Source organism: Pseudoduganella sp. UC29_106, from assembly GCF_044055365.1.
Taxonomy (GTDB): Bacteria; Pseudomonadota; Gammaproteobacteria; order Burkholderiales; family Burkholderiaceae_D; genus Rugamonas.
In genome coordinates this window covers 896141-913469 of sequence record NZ_CP171977.1, presented here as the reverse complement: position 1 = coordinate 913469, position 17329 = coordinate 896141, and the positions used below count along the sequence as shown (strand labels likewise).

17 protein-coding genes are annotated in these 17329 nt (G+C 63.2%); 8 read left to right on the top strand and 9 right to left on the bottom strand.

Annotated features, from left to right (window positions below; genetic code table 11):
• The first annotated feature begins 77 nt into the window (after positions 1-77).
• A complete protein-coding gene (locus ACHMW6_RS04885; RefSeq protein WP_395406037.1) occupies positions 78-980 on the top strand; it encodes a LysR family transcriptional regulator in 903 nt (300 codons plus the stop codon).
• A 59-nt stretch (positions 981-1039) separates the two neighbouring features.
• On the opposite strand, the gene ACHMW6_RS04880 is transcribed toward ACHMW6_RS04885, so the two are convergent.
• The 8 genes from ACHMW6_RS04880 to ACHMW6_RS04845 form a co-directional block, all read right to left on the bottom strand.
• A complete protein-coding gene (locus tag ACHMW6_RS04880; RefSeq protein WP_395406035.1) occupies positions 1040-2272 on the bottom strand; it encodes a Zn-dependent hydrolase in 1233 nt (410 codons plus the stop codon).
• 10 nt (positions 2273-2282) lie between these two features.
• Entirely contained in the window at positions 2283-3677 is a 1395-nt protein-coding gene (gene hydA / locus ACHMW6_RS04875) for a dihydropyrimidinase (RefSeq protein ID WP_395406033.1), read from the bottom strand.
• Positions 3674-5164 (bottom strand): NCS1 family nucleobase:cation symporter-1, encoded by a 1491-nt coding sequence (locus tag ACHMW6_RS04870; RefSeq protein WP_395406032.1) that lies wholly within the window; start codon positions 5162-5164, stop codon positions 3674-3676. The genes hydA and ACHMW6_RS04870 overlap by 4 nt, the downstream gene beginning before the upstream one ends.
• A 21-nt stretch (positions 5165-5185) precedes the next feature.
• Positions 5186-6484, bottom strand: a complete 1299-nt coding sequence (gene preA, locus ACHMW6_RS04865) for an NAD-dependent dihydropyrimidine dehydrogenase subunit PreA (RefSeq protein ID WP_395408532.1) — start codon at positions 6482-6484, stop codon at positions 5186-5188.
• Positions 6484-7848 (bottom strand): NAD(P)-dependent oxidoreductase, encoded by a 1365-nt coding sequence (locus tag ACHMW6_RS04860; RefSeq protein WP_395406030.1) that lies wholly within the window; start codon positions 7846-7848, stop codon positions 6484-6486. Before ACHMW6_RS04860 ends, preA begins: the two co-directional genes overlap by 1 nt.
• A gap of 75 nt (positions 7849-7923) precedes the next feature.
• Positions 7924-9426, bottom strand: coding sequence for a CoA-acylating methylmalonate-semialdehyde dehydrogenase (locus ACHMW6_RS04855; RefSeq protein ID WP_395406028.1), 1503 nt, complete (start codon positions 9424-9426; stop codon positions 7924-7926).
• 12 nt (positions 9427-9438) lie between these two features.
• Positions 9439-10554, bottom strand: coding sequence for an alanine dehydrogenase (gene ald, locus ACHMW6_RS04850; RefSeq protein ID WP_395406026.1), 1116 nt, complete (start codon positions 10552-10554; stop codon positions 9439-9441).
• Positions 10555-10566: 12 nt separating this feature from the next.
• Entirely contained in the window at positions 10567-11889 is a 1323-nt protein-coding gene (locus tag ACHMW6_RS04845; RefSeq protein ID WP_395406024.1) for an aspartate aminotransferase family protein, read from the bottom strand.
• A gap of 269 nt (positions 11890-12158) precedes the next feature.
• Here ACHMW6_RS04845 and ACHMW6_RS04840 point away from each other — a divergent pair, with 269 nt between their 5' ends.
• Genes ACHMW6_RS04840 through ACHMW6_RS04830 form a run of 3 tightly spaced genes read left to right on the top strand, consistent with a single transcriptional unit; the run spans position 12159 to position 14234 of the window.
• Complete coding sequence (locus ACHMW6_RS04840; RefSeq protein ID WP_395406022.1) at positions 12159-13616, top strand: PLP-dependent aminotransferase family protein; 1458 nt, start codon at positions 12159-12161, stop codon at positions 13614-13616.
• Positions 13603-13833, top strand: coding sequence for a TetR family transcriptional regulator (locus ACHMW6_RS04835; protein ID WP_395406021.1), 231 nt, complete (start codon positions 13603-13605; stop codon positions 13831-13833). The genes ACHMW6_RS04840 and ACHMW6_RS04835 overlap by 14 nt, the downstream gene beginning before the upstream one ends.
• Positions 13809-14234, top strand: coding sequence for a TetR family transcriptional regulator C-terminal domain-containing protein (locus ACHMW6_RS04830; RefSeq protein WP_395406020.1), 426 nt, complete (start codon positions 13809-13811; stop codon positions 14232-14234). The genes ACHMW6_RS04835 and ACHMW6_RS04830 overlap by 25 nt, the downstream gene beginning before the upstream one ends.
• Here the strand turns inward: ACHMW6_RS04830 and ACHMW6_RS04825 are convergent.
• The gene (locus ACHMW6_RS04825) at positions 14231-14602 is read right to left on the bottom strand and encodes a VOC family protein (RefSeq protein WP_395406019.1); all 372 of its coding nucleotides are present in this window, start codon (positions 14600-14602) and stop codon (positions 14231-14233) included. The two genes, ACHMW6_RS04830 and ACHMW6_RS04825, sit on opposite strands and share 4 nt — an antisense overlap.
• A gap of 57 nt (positions 14603-14659) precedes the next feature.
• On the opposite strand from ACHMW6_RS04825, the gene ACHMW6_RS04820 reads away from it, so the two are divergent.
• The 4 genes from ACHMW6_RS04820 to ACHMW6_RS04805 all read left to right on the top strand — a co-directional run bounded on the left by ACHMW6_RS04820 (position 14660) and on the right by ACHMW6_RS04805 (position 17256).
• Positions 14660-15205, top strand: a complete 546-nt coding sequence (locus tag ACHMW6_RS04820; RefSeq protein WP_395406018.1) for a GNAT family N-acetyltransferase — start codon at positions 14660-14662, stop codon at positions 15203-15205.
• 132 nt (positions 15206-15337) lie between these two features.
• Positions 15338-15592 (top strand): hypothetical protein, encoded by a 255-nt coding sequence (locus ACHMW6_RS04815; protein WP_395406016.1) that lies wholly within the window; start codon positions 15338-15340, stop codon positions 15590-15592.
• 3 nt (positions 15593-15595) lie between these two features.
• The gene (locus ACHMW6_RS04810; protein WP_395406013.1) at positions 15596-16495 is read left to right on the top strand and encodes a sensor histidine kinase; all 900 of its coding nucleotides are present in this window, start codon (positions 15596-15598) and stop codon (positions 16493-16495) included.
• On the top strand, positions 16492-17256 hold the full coding sequence (locus ACHMW6_RS04805; protein WP_395406011.1) for a LytR/AlgR family response regulator transcription factor: 765 nt from the start codon (positions 16492-16494) through the stop codon (positions 17254-17256). The genes ACHMW6_RS04810 and ACHMW6_RS04805 overlap by 4 nt, the downstream gene beginning before the upstream one ends.
• Positions 17257-17329: the final 73 nt, after the last annotated feature.

The window sequence follows — 17329 nt, the reverse complement described above, 5'->3', positions numbered from 1 at the left end:
CTGCCAGCACCGGCGCAAGCTGAAAATGTGGAATATACTTTCCCTGCCTTCGTCCAATCCGAAGGCTGGAGCACGACATGCGATATGACCTGACCGACCTGAAACTATTCCTCCGTGTAGCTGAAACCGGCAGCATCACAGCCGGCGCCGAACAGACGCATATGGCGCTGGCGTCCGCCAGTGCGCGCATCCGCGGCATGGAGGATGCGCTGGGCGTGCCGCTGCTGCTGCGTGGCCGCCGCGGCGTCGAGCCTACTGATGCGGGCCGCACGCTGTTGCATCACGCGCGCACGATCACGCAGCAGATGGAGCGCCTGCGCGCGGACCTGGGGGCTTATGCGACGGGCCTGAAGGGGCACGTGCGACTGATGTGCAATACCTCCGCGCTGACGGAATCGCTGCCGGACCCGCTGGCCGACTTCATGGCGCGCCATCCGCAGGTGAATGTGGACCTGGAGGAGCGTCCCAGCCGCGAGATAGTGCAGGCGCTGCGCGACGAGCTGGCGGATATCGGCATCGTCACCGATGCGGTGGACAGCAGCGGACTGGAGTCTTCAGTGTTTCGCGAGGATCGGCTGGTGCTGGCCGTGGCGCCACGGCATTCGCTTGCGCGCCGTTCGTCGCTGGTCTTTGCCGATGTGCTGGAGCAGGAGTTTATCGGACTTGGGAGCGAGAGCGCGCTGCAACGCTATCTTGGTGAGCAGGCGACGCAGCTTGGGGCGCGGCTCCGGTATCGCGTGCGGGTGAGGACGTTTGATGCGGTGTGCAGGATGGTCGCGATGGGGAATGGCGTGGCCGTGCTGCCTGAGTCGGCCGTGTCGCGGTCGCGCGATGCGAAGGTTCTCAAGGCGGTGCGGTTGAATGATGCGTGGGCGAAGCGCCGGCAGCTGGTTTGCGTGCGCGATTACGCGGCGTTGCCCGGGTACGCCCGTGAATTGGTGGACGCGTTGCGGGCGGGGAGGCAGACGGCGGATCAATGATCCGCCCTACGACGCGTTCCGGGTCAATCCGATGCGCGCCGGGCCGCGGCGTATTCCGATCAACGGCCGGCCATGGACAACATTGCGTGCAACAACACGTTGCACCCGGCTTCGAGGTGCTCCGGTTTCGCGTCCTCGATCTCGTTATGGCTGATGCCATCCTTGCACGGCACGAAAATCATCCCGGCCGGCGCCACGCGGGCGGCGTAGATCGCATCGTGCCCGGCGCCGGAGACGACATCCATCGTTGAATAGCCAAGAGATTCGGTCGCTCGGCGCACCGCGCCCACGCAATCCTGATGGAAAGGGCAAGGCGGGTAATACGACACCCGCTCGATCTTCACATCCAGCCCCGTTTCGGCCGAGGTTTTGTCCACAAAGGACAAAATCTCCTCGTGCATCTTGTTCAGCAACTCATCGTTCACATTGCGCAAGTCAACGCTGAACTTCACCTGCCCCGGAATCACATTGCGGCTATTGGGGAAGACCTGCATCATGCCCACCGTGCCGCGTCCATACGGCGGATAGCGGTTGGCGATGGCAACCACTTCCTGGATGATGCGCGTGGACACCTGCATCGCATCCTTCCGCAAATGCATGGGCGTCGGGCCCGCATGCGCCTCCATGCCCGTCACGGTGCAGTCGTACCAGGACAGGCCCATCACCGCCGGCACTACGCCGATCACCTTGTCCGCATCCTCCAGCACCGGCCCCTGCTCGATATGCGTCTCGAAATAAGCGCCAATAGGATGCTGGCCGGGCACTTCATCGCCCATATAGCCGATGCGCGCCAGCTCATCGCGCACGGTCTTGCCCTCGATATCCTTCGCCGCGTAGGCATGCTCCAGCGTGAAAGCGCCGCAGAATACGCCGGAGCCCATCATCACCGGCACAAAGCGCGAGCCTTCCTCGTTGGTCCAGAACGCGACTTCGATCGGCGCGCGCGTCTTGATGCCCTTGTCGTTCAGCGTGCGCACGACTTCCAGGCCTGCCAGCACGCCGTAATTGCCATCAAATTTGCCGCCGGTGGGCTGCGTATCGATATGGCTGCCCGTCATGATCGGCGGCAGCGAATTATCCAGGCCGTCGCGGCGCATGAAGACATTGCCGATCTGGTCGACCGTGATCGACAGGCCCGCATCGCGCGCCCAGCCGGTGACGAGATCGCGGCCCTGCTTGTCCAGGTCCGTCAGCGTCAGGCGCTTCACGCCGCCTTTCGGCGTCGCGCCGATTTTCGCCAGTTCCATCAGCGAGTCCCACAGGCGCCCGCCGTTGATGCGTAGTTCGCTCATATTCTGCTCCTTAGCGCGCCGTGACGGGCGCAAATGCCGGACGGTCGACGTGGCGCCCCGCGCCTTCAACCGCCATCAATTCACCGCGATGGAAGACGACCTTGCCCGCCGCCACCGTGGTGCTTGGGATACCCTTGACCGTGCGGCCTTCGAACACATTGAAGCCGCCTTTTGCGAACTGGGTCTTCGCCGAAATTGTGCGCGTACCCTCCGGGTCCCACACCACGATATCGGCATCCGATCCCGGCGCGATCAGGCCCTTGCGCGGGTAGATATTGAAGATCTGCGCCGCATTGGTCGATGTTACGCGCACGAATTCGGACGGTGTCAGCTTGCCGCTGTTGACGCCCGCATCCCAGATCACGGCCATGCGGTCTTCAACGCCGCCGCAACCGTTCGGAATCTTGGTGAAGTCATTGCGTCCCGCCGCCTTCTGCTCGGCGCAGAAGGTGCAGTGGTCGGTCGCCGTCGTGTGCAGGTTCCCGCCTTGCAGCCCCTGCCAGAGTGCCTTCTGGTGCTCCTTGCTGCGGAAGGGGGGACTCATCACGTGGCCGGCGGCATAGTCGAAGTCCGGGTGTTCGTACACGCTGTCGTCCACGATCAGATGCCCTGCCAGCGCTTCGCCATAGACTCGCTGGCCGGCTGCGCGGGCGCGGGTGATGGCGTCCAGCGATTCCTTGCAGGAGACGTGAACAATGTACAGCGGCGTGCCGAGCACATTGGCGATGGCAATGGCGCGGTTGGCCGCTTCCGCTTCCACGGCGGGCGGGCGCGAGAGCGGATGGGCGCGCGGTCCGGTGATGCCCTTCTCCATCAGTTCCTTCTGCAACTGGAATACCAGCTCACCGTTCTCGGCGTGCACGGTCGGAATCGCACCCAGCTCCAGCGCGCGGCGGAAGGAGCGCACCAGCGTTTCATCATCGGCCATGATGGCGTTCTTGTAGGCCATGAAATGCTTGAAGCTGTTCACACCGTGGTTGCGCACCAGCGTGCCCATGTCTTCATCCACCTGGTCGGACCACCAGGTGACGGCGACGTGGAAGCTGTAATCGCCAGCCGCCTTCGCAGCCCAGCCGCGCCACTGGTGGTAAGCCTCCATCAGCGACTGCTGCGGGTTGGGGATCACGAAATCGATGATGGTGGTGTTGCCGCCCGAAAGGCCCGCGGCGGTGCCGGTGAAGAAATCGTCCTGCGTGACCGTGCCCATGAACGGCAGGTTCATATGCGTATGCGGGTCGATCCCGCCCGGCATCACGTACTGGCCGCCCGCATCGATCTCCTGCGCGCCGGCGGGCGCATCGAGATTGGGGCCGACGGCGACGACCTTGTCGCCCTCGCACAGCACATCGGCACGGAATGCGCGGTCCGCATTCACAACGGTTCCGCCACGGATAATGGTCGTCATAGTGCGCCTCCTCGGGATTGGGGAGCAGTATCCAGCGCGGCGGCTGCCCTGCCCTTCATCAGAATGCCGTACACGAGGGCCGAAATGGCGATGCCGACGAACCAGGCGTAGGTGTAGATCAGTTTGAAGCCCTCGCCCACATTGGGGAAGGACTCGGGGAATGCAGCGTTCAGGAAGCCCGGAATATTCGGCGCCACGCCCAGCGCGAAGGCCAGCAGCGCTGCGGTGTTCCAGCCGTTGGTGTACGAATATTCGCCCTCATGCGCGTACAGCAGGTCGACTTTCAGCTCCGTCTTGCGGACCAGGTAGTAGTCGACGATCAGCACGCCCGCGATAGGCCCCAGCAGCGCGGAATAGCCAATCAGCCAGGTGAAGATATAGCCCTGCGTGGTTTCCAGCAGCTTCCAGGGCATCATCACCAGCGCGATGCCGGCCGTGATGTAGCCGCCGGTGCGGTAGCTGATCATCCTTGGCGCCAGCGCGGAAAAGTCGTAGGCCGGCCCGACGAGGTTCGCGGCCAGGTTCACGCTGACCGTGTCGATCAGCAGGATGATCAGCGCCACCAGCACGGCCACGCCGGTCATGCGGCTCGCCAGGTCCACCGGATCCCAGATCGCCTTGCCGTACAGGATGATGGTGGCGGAAGTGACGATCACCGCCAGCGCGGCCAGCAAGCCCATAGGCACGGGCAGGCCGACGGACTGGCCCAGGATCTGGTCGCGCTGCGAATGCGCGAAGCGGGTGAAGTCGGGAATATTCAGCGCCAGCGTGGCCCAGAAGCCGACCATGGCCGTCAGCGAAGGCCAGAACGTGGGCCAGAACTGGCCGGCCTTCTTGCCGCCTTCTACGAATTGCGAGGGTTGCGACAGCAGCGGGCCGAAACCGCCGGCCTTCTGGTAGACCCAGTACAGCAGCACGAAGCAGATCAGGATCTTCAGCGGCGCCGTATAGGTTTCCAGCTTGCGGATCGCGTCCATGCCATGCACGATGTAATAGAACTGGATGGCCCAGAACGCAAGGAAGCACGCCAGCTGCGCCACGTTGATGCCGAGCCCCGGCAGCTTCGAGCCCCCAATTTCCTGCCCCATCGCCACGCCCAGCAGCGTATAGATCATCGAACCGCCGAACCAGGTCTGGATGGCATACCAGCCGCAGGCCACGATGGCGCGCATCAGCGCAGGCAGCCGTGCGCCGGTGGTACCAAAGGAGGCACGCGCCAGCACCGCATACGGTATGCCGTACTTGGTGCCCGCGTGCCCGATCGCCAGCATCGGCAGCAGCACAATGGTATTGGCCAGGAAGACGGTGAGTACCGCCTGGTAGGCGGACATGCCGCCTTCGATCAGGCTGGCCGACAAGGTATATGCGGGGATGCACATGACCATCCCCACCCAGAGTGCAGCAAAGTGATACCAGCGCCAGGTGCGCTGTGCGGCGCTTGTCGGCGCCAGGTCTTCATTCCACAGATGCGGACTATCGTTGCTCACCGATGCTCTCCTCGTGGGAGATCAGCTGGCTGCGCTGACCTCTTTGGCGGTTTCCGCGCGCGGGTTGCGCGGGTCCTGGGTCCAGTTCATGTATGGCTTACCGGTCTGCTGCGGAACCATGGTAATGCATCCTTGCACCGGGCAGGTGATTTCGCACAAATTGCAGCCCACGCATTCCTGTTCATTGACCTTGTAGGTGCGCGTGCCACTCGCTTCGTCGATCAGCTGGAAGATGGACTGGTGGGATGTATCCTCGCAGGCCACGTAGCAGCGGCCGCACTTGATGCAGTCGTCCTGGCTGATGTGGGCCACGGTCTTGAAGTTCATGTCCAGGTACTTCCAGTCGGTGGTGTTGGGCACCGCCTTGCCGCGGAAGTCTTCCAGCGTCTTGTAGCCCTTCGAATCCATCCAGCGCGACAGGCCATCCTTCATTTCCTCGACGATGCGGAAACCGTGCAGCATGGCCGCCGTGCAAACCTGCACCGTGCCCGCGCCCAGCGCAATGAATTCGGCCGCGTCGCGCCAGCTGGAAATGCCGCCGATGCCGGAGATAGGCAAGCCTTTCGTTTCGATGTCGCGCGCGATCTCGGCCACCATGTTCAGCGCGATCGGCTTCACGGCCGAACCGCAATAGCCGCCGTGCGTGCTGGCCGCGCCGACGGCCGGCAGCGCCACCATGCGGTCGAGGTCAATCGAAGTGATGGAATTGATGGTGTTGATCAGGGAGACAGCGTCCGCCCCGCCCTTTTGCGCAGCGCGCGCGGGACGGCGGATATCGGTGATGTTCGGCGTGAGTTTCACAATCACGGGCAGCTTCGTGTGCTTCTTGCACCACGCGGTGACCTGCTCCACGTATTCCGGCACCTGGCCCACGGCCGAGCCCATGCCGCGCTCCGGCATGCCGTGCGGGCAGCCGAAATTCAGCTCGATGCCGTCCGCGCCGGTGGCTTCGATCAGCGGCAGCATCGTCGCCCAATAGTGCTCTTCGCAGGGCAGCATCAGGGATACGACCATCGCGCGGTCCGGCCACGCCTTTTTCACGGCCGTGATTTCGTCCAGGTTGATCTGCAGCGGACGGTCGGTAATCAGCTCGATGTTGTTAAAGCCAATGACTTCGCGGTTCTTGCCGTAGATGGCCGAATAACGCGAGGACACGTTAACTGCCGGCGGATCTTCGCCCAGCGTTTTCCACACGACGCCGCCCCACCCTGCTTCGAAGGCGCGGATCACGTTATAAGCCTTGTCGGTCGGCGGCGCGGACGCGAGCCAGAACGGGTTCGGGGCCTTGATGCCGCAGAAGTTAATGCTCAGGTCAGCCATCATGCACCTCCTTTGGCCTGGATATCGGAATGGATTGCCAGCGCGGCGAGCTTGCCATGCTGGACGGCTTGCACGGTCAGGTCCTGGCCCGGCGCCACGCAGTCGCCGCCTGCATAAATGCCCGGCAGGACAGTGCGGAATTGTTCGTCCACCTGGATCTTGTCGCCGTCGCGCTTCAGCAGCACGGCCAGCGGATCTGCCAGTGCCGCCGCGTCCATGCCCTGGCCAATCGCTTTGAACACGGCGTCCGCCGCGATCTCGATGGATTCGCCGGTGCCCACCAGGCGCGTACCTTCGAGGCGTGTGCGCTCGAAGCGCATGCCGCGCACGCGGCCGGATTCGTCCAGCAGCACTTGCTGCGGCTGGGCCCAGGTCAGCATGCGCACCTGGTTGGCCTTGGCGATGTCCTGTTCGTGATGGGTGGCGCTCATATCGTCGAAGCCGCGGCGGTAGACCATCGTGACTTCTTCCGCGCCCAGGCGCTGGATTTGCACCGCCATGTCGATGGCCGTGTTGCCGGCGCCGATGACGATGGCGCGGCGGGGAACGGGCAGCGAAGCCAGGTCGCTGGCCTGGCGCAGTTCGGCGATGTAATCGACGGCGGCCATCAGGCCGGGCGCATCCTCGCCGGTCAGTCCCAGCTGGCGGCTGGCCCCCAGGCCTAGGCCAAGGAAGACGGCGTCGTATTGCGCGTGCAGGTCTTTCAGCTGGACGTTCGTGCCCAGTTTCTGACCGTGGCGGATTTCGATGCCGCCCACGCCTAACAGGAAGTCCACTTCCTTTTGCGCGAAATTGTCGGTTAGTTTGTATTTCGCAATGCCGTATTCATTCAGGCCGCCCGATTTCTCGTGGGCTTCGTAGATGACGACGTCGTTGCCCAGCATCGCCAGGCGGTGGGCGCAGGAGAGGCCAGCGGGGCCGGCGCCCACAACAGCGATTTTCTTGCCGGTGGAGGGAGCGCGCTGGAAGGGGTGACCATCCAGCTTACAGTTGTCGAGGGCGTAGCGCTGCAGCAGGCCGATTTTCACGGGCTGGCCTTCGGCGTCGTGGTTGCGCACGCAGGCGTCCTCGCACAGGATCTCGGTGGGACAGACGCGCGAACAGCTGCCGCCTAGGATGTTCTGCTGCAGGATGCCGACGGCGGCGCCGTTCACGTTCTTTTCGTGGATGTTGCGGATGAAGCTTGCCACGTCAATGCCGGTGGGGCAGATGCGCGTGCAGGGGGCGTCGTAGCAGTAGAGACAGCGGGCGCTTTCGATCGCCGCCTGCCTTGCATTCAAAGGCGGCGCGAGGTCGGTGAAGTGGGTGGCCAGCTCTTCGTTCGTTGACTTCGGCTGGGGGATGAATTTTAGTGACTCGATCATTTTTGTCTTCCTCACTGTTCATGCAATGGCGGATCAATGATCCGCCCTACGCGTCTCGACTGAGCCGTGTTCAATCTATTTCATTTGCGGGAATGCAAATTGCGCGCCAGCGCTGGCGGTGTTGGGCCAACGCTGCATCACGGCTTTGTGGCGCGTGTAGAAGCGGACACCTTCGGGTCCATACGCATGATGGTCGCCGAACAGGCTGCGCTTCCAGCCGCCGAAGCTGTTGAAGGCCATCGGCACCGGCAGCGGCACGTTGACGCCGACCATGCCGACGTGGATCTGGCGCACGAATTCGCGCGCCACGCCACCATCGCGCGTGAACACGGCCACGCCGTTGCCGTATTCGTTCTTGTTGATCAGGTCCACAGCGGTGGCGATATCGGGCAGGCGCACCACGCACAGCACCGGGCCGAAGATCTCCTCCTTGTAGATCGTCATATCCGGCGTGACGTGGTCGAACAGCGTACCGCCGATGAAGAAGCCGTTGGGGCGGTCCGGCACGCTGTAGTTGCGGCCATCGACCACCAGCGTCGCGCCCTGCTCCACGCCTTCGCCAATCAGGCGCTCGATGCGCTGCTTGGCGGCGGACGTGACCACCGGCCCCATTTCCGCGTCGGACGCCATGCCGTCGCGCACTTTCAGTGCAGCTGTGCGCTCTTTCAGTGCGCCCATCAGCTTATCCGCCGCATCGCCGACAGCGGCGACAACGGAGATCGCCATGCAGCGCTCCCCCGCCGAACCGTAGGCCGCGCCCATCAGCGCGTCGACCGCCATGTCCATATCCGCATCGGGCATCACCACCATGTGGTTCTTGGCGCCGCCCAGCGCCTGCACGCGCTTGCCGTGCGCTGTGCCGCGCGTGTAGATGTATTCGGCGATCGGCGTGGAGCCGACAAAGCTGATGGCCTGTACCAGCGGGTGATCGAGCAGCGCATCCACCGCCGCCTTGTCGCCCTGGACTACATTGAACACACCATCCGGCAAGCCCGCTTCCTTTAGCAGCTTCGCATGCAGTAGCGAGGGCGAAGGGTCGCGTTCGGACGGCTTCAGCACAAAAGTGTTGCCGCAGGCGATAGCGACCGGGAACATCCACATCGGCACCATCACAGGGAAGTTGAACGGCGTGATGCCGGCCACCACACCCAGCGGCTGGCGCATCGACCATGCATCGATGCCCCGCGCGATCTGGTCGGTGAACTCGCCCTTCAGCATCTGCGGGATACCGACGGCGAATTCCACCATCTCGATGCCGCGCCCCACTTCGCCCTTGGCATCGGCAAAGGTCTTGCCGTGCTCGCGGGTCAGCATGGCCGCGAATTCCTCCGTGTGCTCATGGCACAGCTGCAGATACTTGAACAGCACGCGCGCACGGGTCAGCGGCGGCGTGGCTGCCCATGCCGGGAAAGCCGCTTCGGCCGCCTGCACAGCCGCATCGACTTCCTCCGACGTGCCCAGCGCCACGCGCGCGACGGGCTCGCCCAGCGCGGGGTTGAACACGTCGCCATAGCGGCCGCCGGCCGTATCGACCTTGGCGCCGTTGATGAAATGGGTAATGGTGTCGATGTCTCTCATTTTCTCTTCCAGTCAGCCCAGCAGGGAATCTGCCGGCACATAGGGATAGCCAAGGGCGTGCGCCACCGCTTCATAGGTGACATGACCCTGGCATACATTCAGTCCATTCTTCAGGTGGGGATTGGCCTTCATGGCCTTGCCCCAGCCTTTGTCCGCCAGCGCCAGCGCATGGCCGATGGTGGCGTTGTTCAGCGCGAAGGTCGAAGTGCGCGCCACGGCGCCCGGCATATTCGCCACGCAGTAGTGAATCACGCCATCGATCACGAAGGTCGGGTCTTCATGCGTGGTGGGACGCGAAGTCTCGAAGCAGCCGCCCTGGTCGATCGCTACATCCACCACCACCGAGCCAGGCTTCATGCGCGAAATCATGCTGCGTGTGACCAGCTTGGGCGCCGCAGCGCCGGGCACCAGCACGCCGCCTATCACCAGGTCAGCATCGGTCACGGCATCGTCGATGGTGTGCGCGTTGGAGAACATGGTCTGGATGCGGTTGCCGAAGATCAGATCCAGCTGGCGCAGGCGGTCCACGTTCTTGTCCAGCACCGTCACGCGCGCACCCATGCCGACTGCAATCTGCAGGGCATTGGTGCCGACCACGCCGGCGCCGATGATGACCACATGACCGGGCGCTACGCCGGGCACGCCGCCCAGCAACAGGCCCATGCCGCCCTTGGATTTCTCCAGGTGGGCAGCACCCGCCTGGATGGACATGCGCCCCGCCACTTCGCTCATCGGCGCCAGCAGCGGCAGGCCGCCGCTCGCGCCAGTGATGGTTTCGTAAGCGATGCACACGGCGCCGGATTGCACCAGCGCTCTGGTTTGTTCAGGATCGGGGGCGAGATGCAGGTAAGTGTAGAGAATCTGGTTGGGGCGCAGCATCGCGCATTCCTGCGCCTGCGGCTCCTTCACCTTCACGATCATCTCGGCGCGCGCGAAGATTTCCTCCGCCTTATCAACTATGGTTGCGCCGGAGCCCACATACATTTCGTCAGTCAGTCCGATGGCTGCGCCCGCGTTGTGTTGCACCAGCACCTGGTGCCCGCGGAGTGTCAGTTCTTTTACGCTGGCCGGGGTAAGGCCAACGCGCGATTCCTGATTCTTGATTTCCTTCGGTACGCCTACCAACATGGTTAGTCTCCTCTAATCTAGATCTTTCAAGACCTTCGCGAGCTTTCCAAACAGTTCGTCGATGTGCTTCTTCTCGAAGATCAGCGGTGGCGACAGCGCAATGATGTCGCCGGTGGTGCGGATCAGGATGCCCTCTTCCGCGAATGCCTTCTTGAACGCGGCATAGGCGCGCGCTCCTACCGGTTTGCCGGGCGCCGGCGCCAGTTCAATGCCTGCCACCAGGCCGATGCTGCGGATGTCGATCACGTTGGGCGAGCCTTTCAGCGAGTGGACGGCGTCTTCCCAGTAGGGTTGGATTTCCTTTGCGTGATCGAGGATGCCTTCGGTGTTGAATACATCCAGCGTGGCCAGCGAGGCCGCGCAGGCAACCGGGTGGCCGGAATAGGTGTAGCCGTGGAAGAGTTCAATGCCGGCCGGCGCATCCATGAACGCGTCGTGGATGAACTTCTTGGTGAACACGGCGCCCATCGGGATCGTGCCGTTGGTCAGGCCTTTCGCCGTGGTCATCATGTCCGGCTCGACGTCGAAGTAGTCGGCGGCGAACGGCGTGGTGAGGCGGCCGAAGCCCGTGATCACTTCATCGAAGATCAGCAGGATGCCATGCTTGCTGCAGATTTCGCGCAGGCGCTTCAGGTAGCCCTTCGGTGGTATCAGCACACCGGTGGAGCCGGCCACCGGTTCCACAATGACGGCGGCGATGGTCGAGGCGTCGTGCAGGGTGACGATGCGCTCCAGTTCATCGGCCAGGTTGGCGCCATGTTCAGGCTCGCCGCGCGAGAAGGCGTTCTTTTCGATATTGTGCGTGTGCGGCAGGTGGTCCACGCCCGGCAGCATGGCGCCATAGGGCTTGCGGTTGCCGGCGATACCACCCACTGAGATGCCGCCGAAGCCGACGCCGTGATAGGCGCGCTCGCGGCCGATCAGGCGCGTGCGGCTGCCTTCGCCGCGCGCGCGGTGGTAGGCCAGTGCGATCTTCAGCGCGGTGTCCACGGATTCGGAGCCGGAGTTGGTGTAGAAAACGTGGCCGAACTTGTGATTCGTGTAGTCCATCAGCTTTTCGGCGAGGTCGAAGGCTGCCGGGTGGCCCATCTGGAAAGTTGGGGCGAAATCGAGCTGGCCGACCATTTCTCGTACAGCGGCCACGACCTTCGGATGGGAGTGGCCGCAGGGGACGCACCACAGGCCTGCCGTACCGTCCAGGATAGGGCGGCCGTCCACATCCTTGTAGTACACGCCTTCGGCGGAGGCCAGCAAACGCGGGCTGGCTTTGAAGTCTCGGTTGTTCGTGAAGGGCATCCAGAAGGATGCCATTGACTCGGGCCTGGACTCGTTCATTTGTCTATTCTCCTTTTGAACCATTAACCCCTGGTGGCAGCCACGATGTGGCAGCCACCTGGTCGGCGGCGCGGGCTGGGTGGCTGCCACGCGGTGGCAGCCACCAGGTTTCGCATTTGGTTTTTACGATGCTCAAAAAACTTTACCAACTGGCAAAATCATGATGCAATAATAGACAGCAAGATAACTATGGCACATATACACATACGCGGAAACCATCCAACCGTACAGGTGACATAATCAGTACAGTTGGCCGTTGCGGAGAATCCATGATGCAAGGCGATAGCGTTGAACAGCCCGGCTGGCCGGTGCTGGCAATCGAGAGGGCACGCAAGGGCAGCCTTGTGGACCAGATCGTTGACGCCATCAGCGCCATGGTCGGCAGCCGCGAGTTGCGCGTTGGCACGAAAATGCCGTCGGTGCGGCAGTTCGCGAAGTGTAATGGCATCAGCACCTTTACAGTGGTCGAAGCCTATGACCGCCTCGTCACGCTGGGCCTGCTTTCCTCGCGCCGCGGTTCCGGATATTTTGTTGCGCGCCAGGATCTCCCCGCCCTGTTGGCGCCGGCCGCGCTGGCCGCCAGTCCCGCCGCGGTCGATGCGCTCACGCCCGAACTCTATTCCGGCGCGTCCGAAGCCCTGCCCGTCGGCGCCGGCTGGCTACCGCCCGAGTGGTATGGCGAAGACACGATCCTGGACGCCGTGCGCCACGCCATGCGCATTCCCTCCACGCGCCTGCGCGGCTACGGCCATCCGCTCGGCTTCCCCAGCCTGCGCCAGTACATGGCGGCGACCCTGTCCGAAGACCTGTTCCCGCTGGAAGCCGAACAGGTGCTGCTCACGCACGGGGCCACCCATGCGTTCGACCTGATCCTGCGCACGCTGACGCGGCCCGGCGACACGGTCTTCGTCGAAGATCCCGTGTACAGCAACCTGCTGTCGCTGATCCGCCACCACGGCTGCAATGTGGTCGGCATCCCGCGCGGCGAGCAAGGGCTGGACATGGACTATCTCGCCGCCCAGGCGAAGATCGCCCAGCCCAAGCTGATGTTCGTGAACACGGTGCTGCAGAATCCCCTTGGCACCTCGCTGACGCAGGCCCAGGCCCACCGCCTGCTGGGCTTTGCCGAGCAGTTCGACTTCTGGCTGGTGGAGGACGATATCTACCGCGAGCTCACGGCGCGCGGAGAAGCCTCGCTGGCGGCGATGGATGGCTTGCGCCGCGTAATCCGCGTCGGCAGCTTCTCCAAGACACTGTCGCCGGTGCTGCGTGTAGGCTCCATCTGCGCCTCGCACTCCCTGCTGCCCGAGCTGGTGCGCGTGAAGATGCTGGCCGGGCTCACGACTTCGGAAGTGAACGAGCGCGCCGTCTACCATGCGATCACGGCGCGGCCCTACAAGCGCACGGTGGACAAGCTGATCGGCCAGCTCGAAGCAGGACGCGAGCGCACCATCGAAGTGTTGCGCGGCGTGGGCATGGCGCCGATTGCCCGCCCGCGCGGCGGCATGTTCGTCAGCGCCGGCTGGCCGGACGCGCCCAGCCCCGATTGGAACGGCAAGCTGGTGGCCGACCTGGCGCTGAAGGCCGGCATCCTGCTGGCGCCCAGCGAATTCTTCATGCTGCGCGAAAGCCCGTCGATCTGGTTCCGCTTCAATGTGGCGTACAGTGACGATCCGCAGCTGCTCAATTTCCTCGCAACGGTAAGGAGTGCCCATGGCATCAGCTAAATTGCGCCGCGTGATGAACCGCGACCGGCTGGAGGCGGACATCGCCGCCGAAGCGGTGCGCGTGTTTGCCGAATGCGGCTACGAGGGCACGTCCATCGCTACGATTGCGGAAAACGCGGGACTCTCCAAGCAGAACCTGATGTACTACTACCCAGCAAGCAGGCCCTGTACCGCCGCGTGCTGGACGATGTATTGGATGACTGGCTGGAGCGCATGAGCCACCTCGCCGATCCGGACAAGGAACCGCAGGATGTGCTGCGCGCCTACATCCAGGCCAAGCTGGCTTTCTCGCGCGAGCAGCCCTGCGCTTCGCGCGTGTATGCGATGGAAGTCATTGGCGGCGCTCAGCTCTACGGCGACAAGATCCGCGAGCGCGTGGTGCCCATCGTGCGCAAGGATATCGAACTGTTCGAGCGCTGGATCGCGGCCGGCAAGATTGCGCCGATCAACGCCACCCACCTGCTGTTCGCCATCTGGGCTATGACCCAGTCCTACGCCGACTTTGCCGCCCAGATGGCGCTGGTCCTCGGCCGCGAGCAGTTGCAGCCCCAAGACTACCAGGATGCGGAAGACACCCTGCTCAAACTCGTGCTTTCCGCGCTGGGCATCAAGCCTTAGACGTGCTGGTCGACCAGGATGGGATTGCCGTCCGGGTCGATGGCGATGAAGTAGGCCGGGCCGGTGGTCGATTCATCGGCGCGCGCGGAAAGCTGCACGCCCTGACCTTCCAGTTCGCGCTGCAACTGGCGCACGTCGGTGAAGCCTGGCACGTTCTGGGCGTTGCTGTCCCAGCCGGGATTGAAGGTCAGCGTGTTTTTCTCGACCATGCCCTGGAACAGGCCGATGATGGTGTCGCCATTCTTCATGATCAGCCAGTTCTGCTCGATATTGCCGCCGAAATCCCTGAAGCCGAATTTCGCATAGAACTCGCGCGAAGCCTTGATGTCGCTGACATTCAAACTCACGGAAAAAGCGCCAAGCTGCATGATCACTCCCGGGTTGGTTTAGACTTGTGAAATCTATCACATTTGTTTTGCCCGTCTATGCTGATCTTTACGCCGCGCCTCACGCTGCGCCCACTCGCCTCCGCCGACGCTCCGGCGCTGTACGCCATGTTCGCCGATCCCGAAGCCATGCGCTACTGGAGCTCGGGTCCATGGACCGATCCTGCACAGGGCGAAGCCTATGTGGCCGCCGGCCAGGCGGGCGACGCGGACGGCAGCATGCTGCGCATGGGAATCGAGCTGGACGGCGCCCTGGCCGGCGTTGCGAACATGTACAAATTCGACAAGCAAAACCGCCGTTGCGATATCGGCTACATGCTGGCGCGCGCCAGCTGGGGCAAGGGCGTGATGCAGGAAGCGCTGGCCGCGCTGATCGAATACGCCTTCGAGGAACTGGACCTGCACCGCATCGAGGCCGATATCGACCCGCGCAACCACGCCTCGGCCAGGCTGCTGCAAAGCCTGCACTTCATCAAGGAAGGCCACCTGCGCGAACGCTGGATAGTGAACGGGGAAATCTGCCACAGCGACATCTATGGCCTGCTGCGCAGCGACTGGAAGAAGTTACCGTGGATGCAAGAGTAGTGCGTGGGGCCATCACCGTTCATCCCCGTTTCGCCGCAGGTCAACCCCTCCAGTCAACGCTTCATCGGAAAGCCGTAGGCGCGGAAAGGCGCCGGGGGTAGAGTTGCACCATCGCTTAACATGGAGCAAACGATGAAAACGATCAATAAGACCTTCAAGCAAACCGTCAACGAAGTGACGGATGCTTTCCTGGCCATCGGCCGCCATATCGTGCGCACGCTGGAGTGCATGTCCTGGCCGGCGCTGCTGGCGATGTGCGTCGTGGTCGCGCTGTTCCTGACCATCCTGCCACTGGCGCTCACACTGTTCGTGGCTATCCTGATCGTGAAGCTGGCCATCGGCCTGTTCGCGGCCAAGCACGTCTCCAAGAATCACACCGAGGGGTAAGCAATGGGAGGCCGTACCCGCAATGCGCTGAGCTTTGTCCGCGAGGTTGGCGAAACCGCCAGCCTGATGTGGTGGAGCTTCTTCGACTGGCTGGCACAGGTGCCGATGCGCCAGCTGGTCGTCACGTGGGTGCTGGCCCTGCTGCTGTCCGCCACGCCGCTGCTTCATCCGCGCCAGGCGGGCTTCTTCATCTTCATTTCGCTGGGCCTGAAAATCCTGGCCGGCGGCAAGCGCAAGGCGGAAATCGAGGCACGTAAGGCTTCCGCCCAGGCGGGCACGGAAACGCTGGAGCGCCGCCTGGTGGAAGCCCAGATGGCCGCGCTGCAGGCCCAGGTGGAACCGCACTTCCTGTTCAACACCCTGGCCCTGATCGGACAGCTGATCGAAACCGATCCGCCCGAAGCGGCCAAGATCCACACCCACCTGATCGAATACCTGCGTTCCACCCTGCCGCAGATGCGCTCGCGCGGCAATGGCACGCTGGGACGGCAGATCCAGATGTCGCGCTCCTACCTGGCCATCATGCAGGCGCGCATGAAATCGCGCCTGGCCGTCTCCATCGACGTGCCGCCGGAACTGGAAAGCGCCACCTTCCCCGCCATGACGCTGCAGATCCTGATCGAGAACTCGATCAAGCATGGCCTCGAGCCGAAGATCGAGGGCGGCCGCATCGACATCCGCGCCAGCATGGATAACAACGTCCTGCAGGTCGAAGTGCAGGATGACGGCGTCGGCTTCAATCTCTATGCAGGCGATGGCGTGGGCCTGACCAATGTGCGCGAACGCCTGAAGCTCCTGTACGGCAACCGCGCCTCGCTGGCCATCGAAACTCCGCTGGAGGGCGGCTGCCGCGCCATCATCCGCCTGCCGTTCGCCCCCGATATCTTCGCCAAGCCGCTATGAGCCAGCCTGCCGCCACCGCCATCATCGCCGACGATGAAGAACCCATGCGCGACATGCTGCGCAAGCGGCTGTCCGAAGTCTGGCCCGAGCTGACCATCGTAGCCGAAGCGGCGAACGGCATCGAAGCCATCGCCTTGGCCGGCAAGCACCAGCCGGATATCGTTTTCCTCGACATCCGCATGCCCGGCCTGTCCGGCATCGAAGCGGCGCGCATGCTGTTCAACCGCTGCCACATCGTCTTCATCACAGCCTACGACCAGTACGCGATCGAAGCTTTCGAACAGGGGGCGCTGGACTATCTGCTGAAGCCCGTCAACGCCGATCGCCTGAAGCTGGCCTGCGGCCGCCTGCAGACCCGGCTCGGCAAGCAACCGAACAATATCGAGAAACAGCTAAGCCAGCTGATTCGCCAGACCACGGGCAAGCCGGACCGTGAATACCTGCACTGGGTCCAGGCCCAGGTGGGCAACAGCCTGCGCATGATCAGCACGCGCGAAATCCTGTTTTTCCGCGCCGATGAAAAGTACACGCGTGTACAAACGCTGCAGGGCGAAGTCCTGATCCGCAAGACCTTGAAAGAACTTGCAGAAGAACTCGATCCGAATGAATTCTGGCGCATCCACCGCTCTACGCTGGTGCGCGTGGACGCGATTGCCGAGGTCACGCGCGACCTGCGCGGGCGGCAAATGGTCAGGGTACGCAACTTCCCTGAGGAGCTGGAAGTCAGCCGCGGAAACACTCATTTATTCCAGCAAATGTAGACTACTCGCGCCCGCTTGCTCCCTCTCCTGTGCTGGACTATATTGTTTTGACAGCCGCGTCCCGAACACCAAC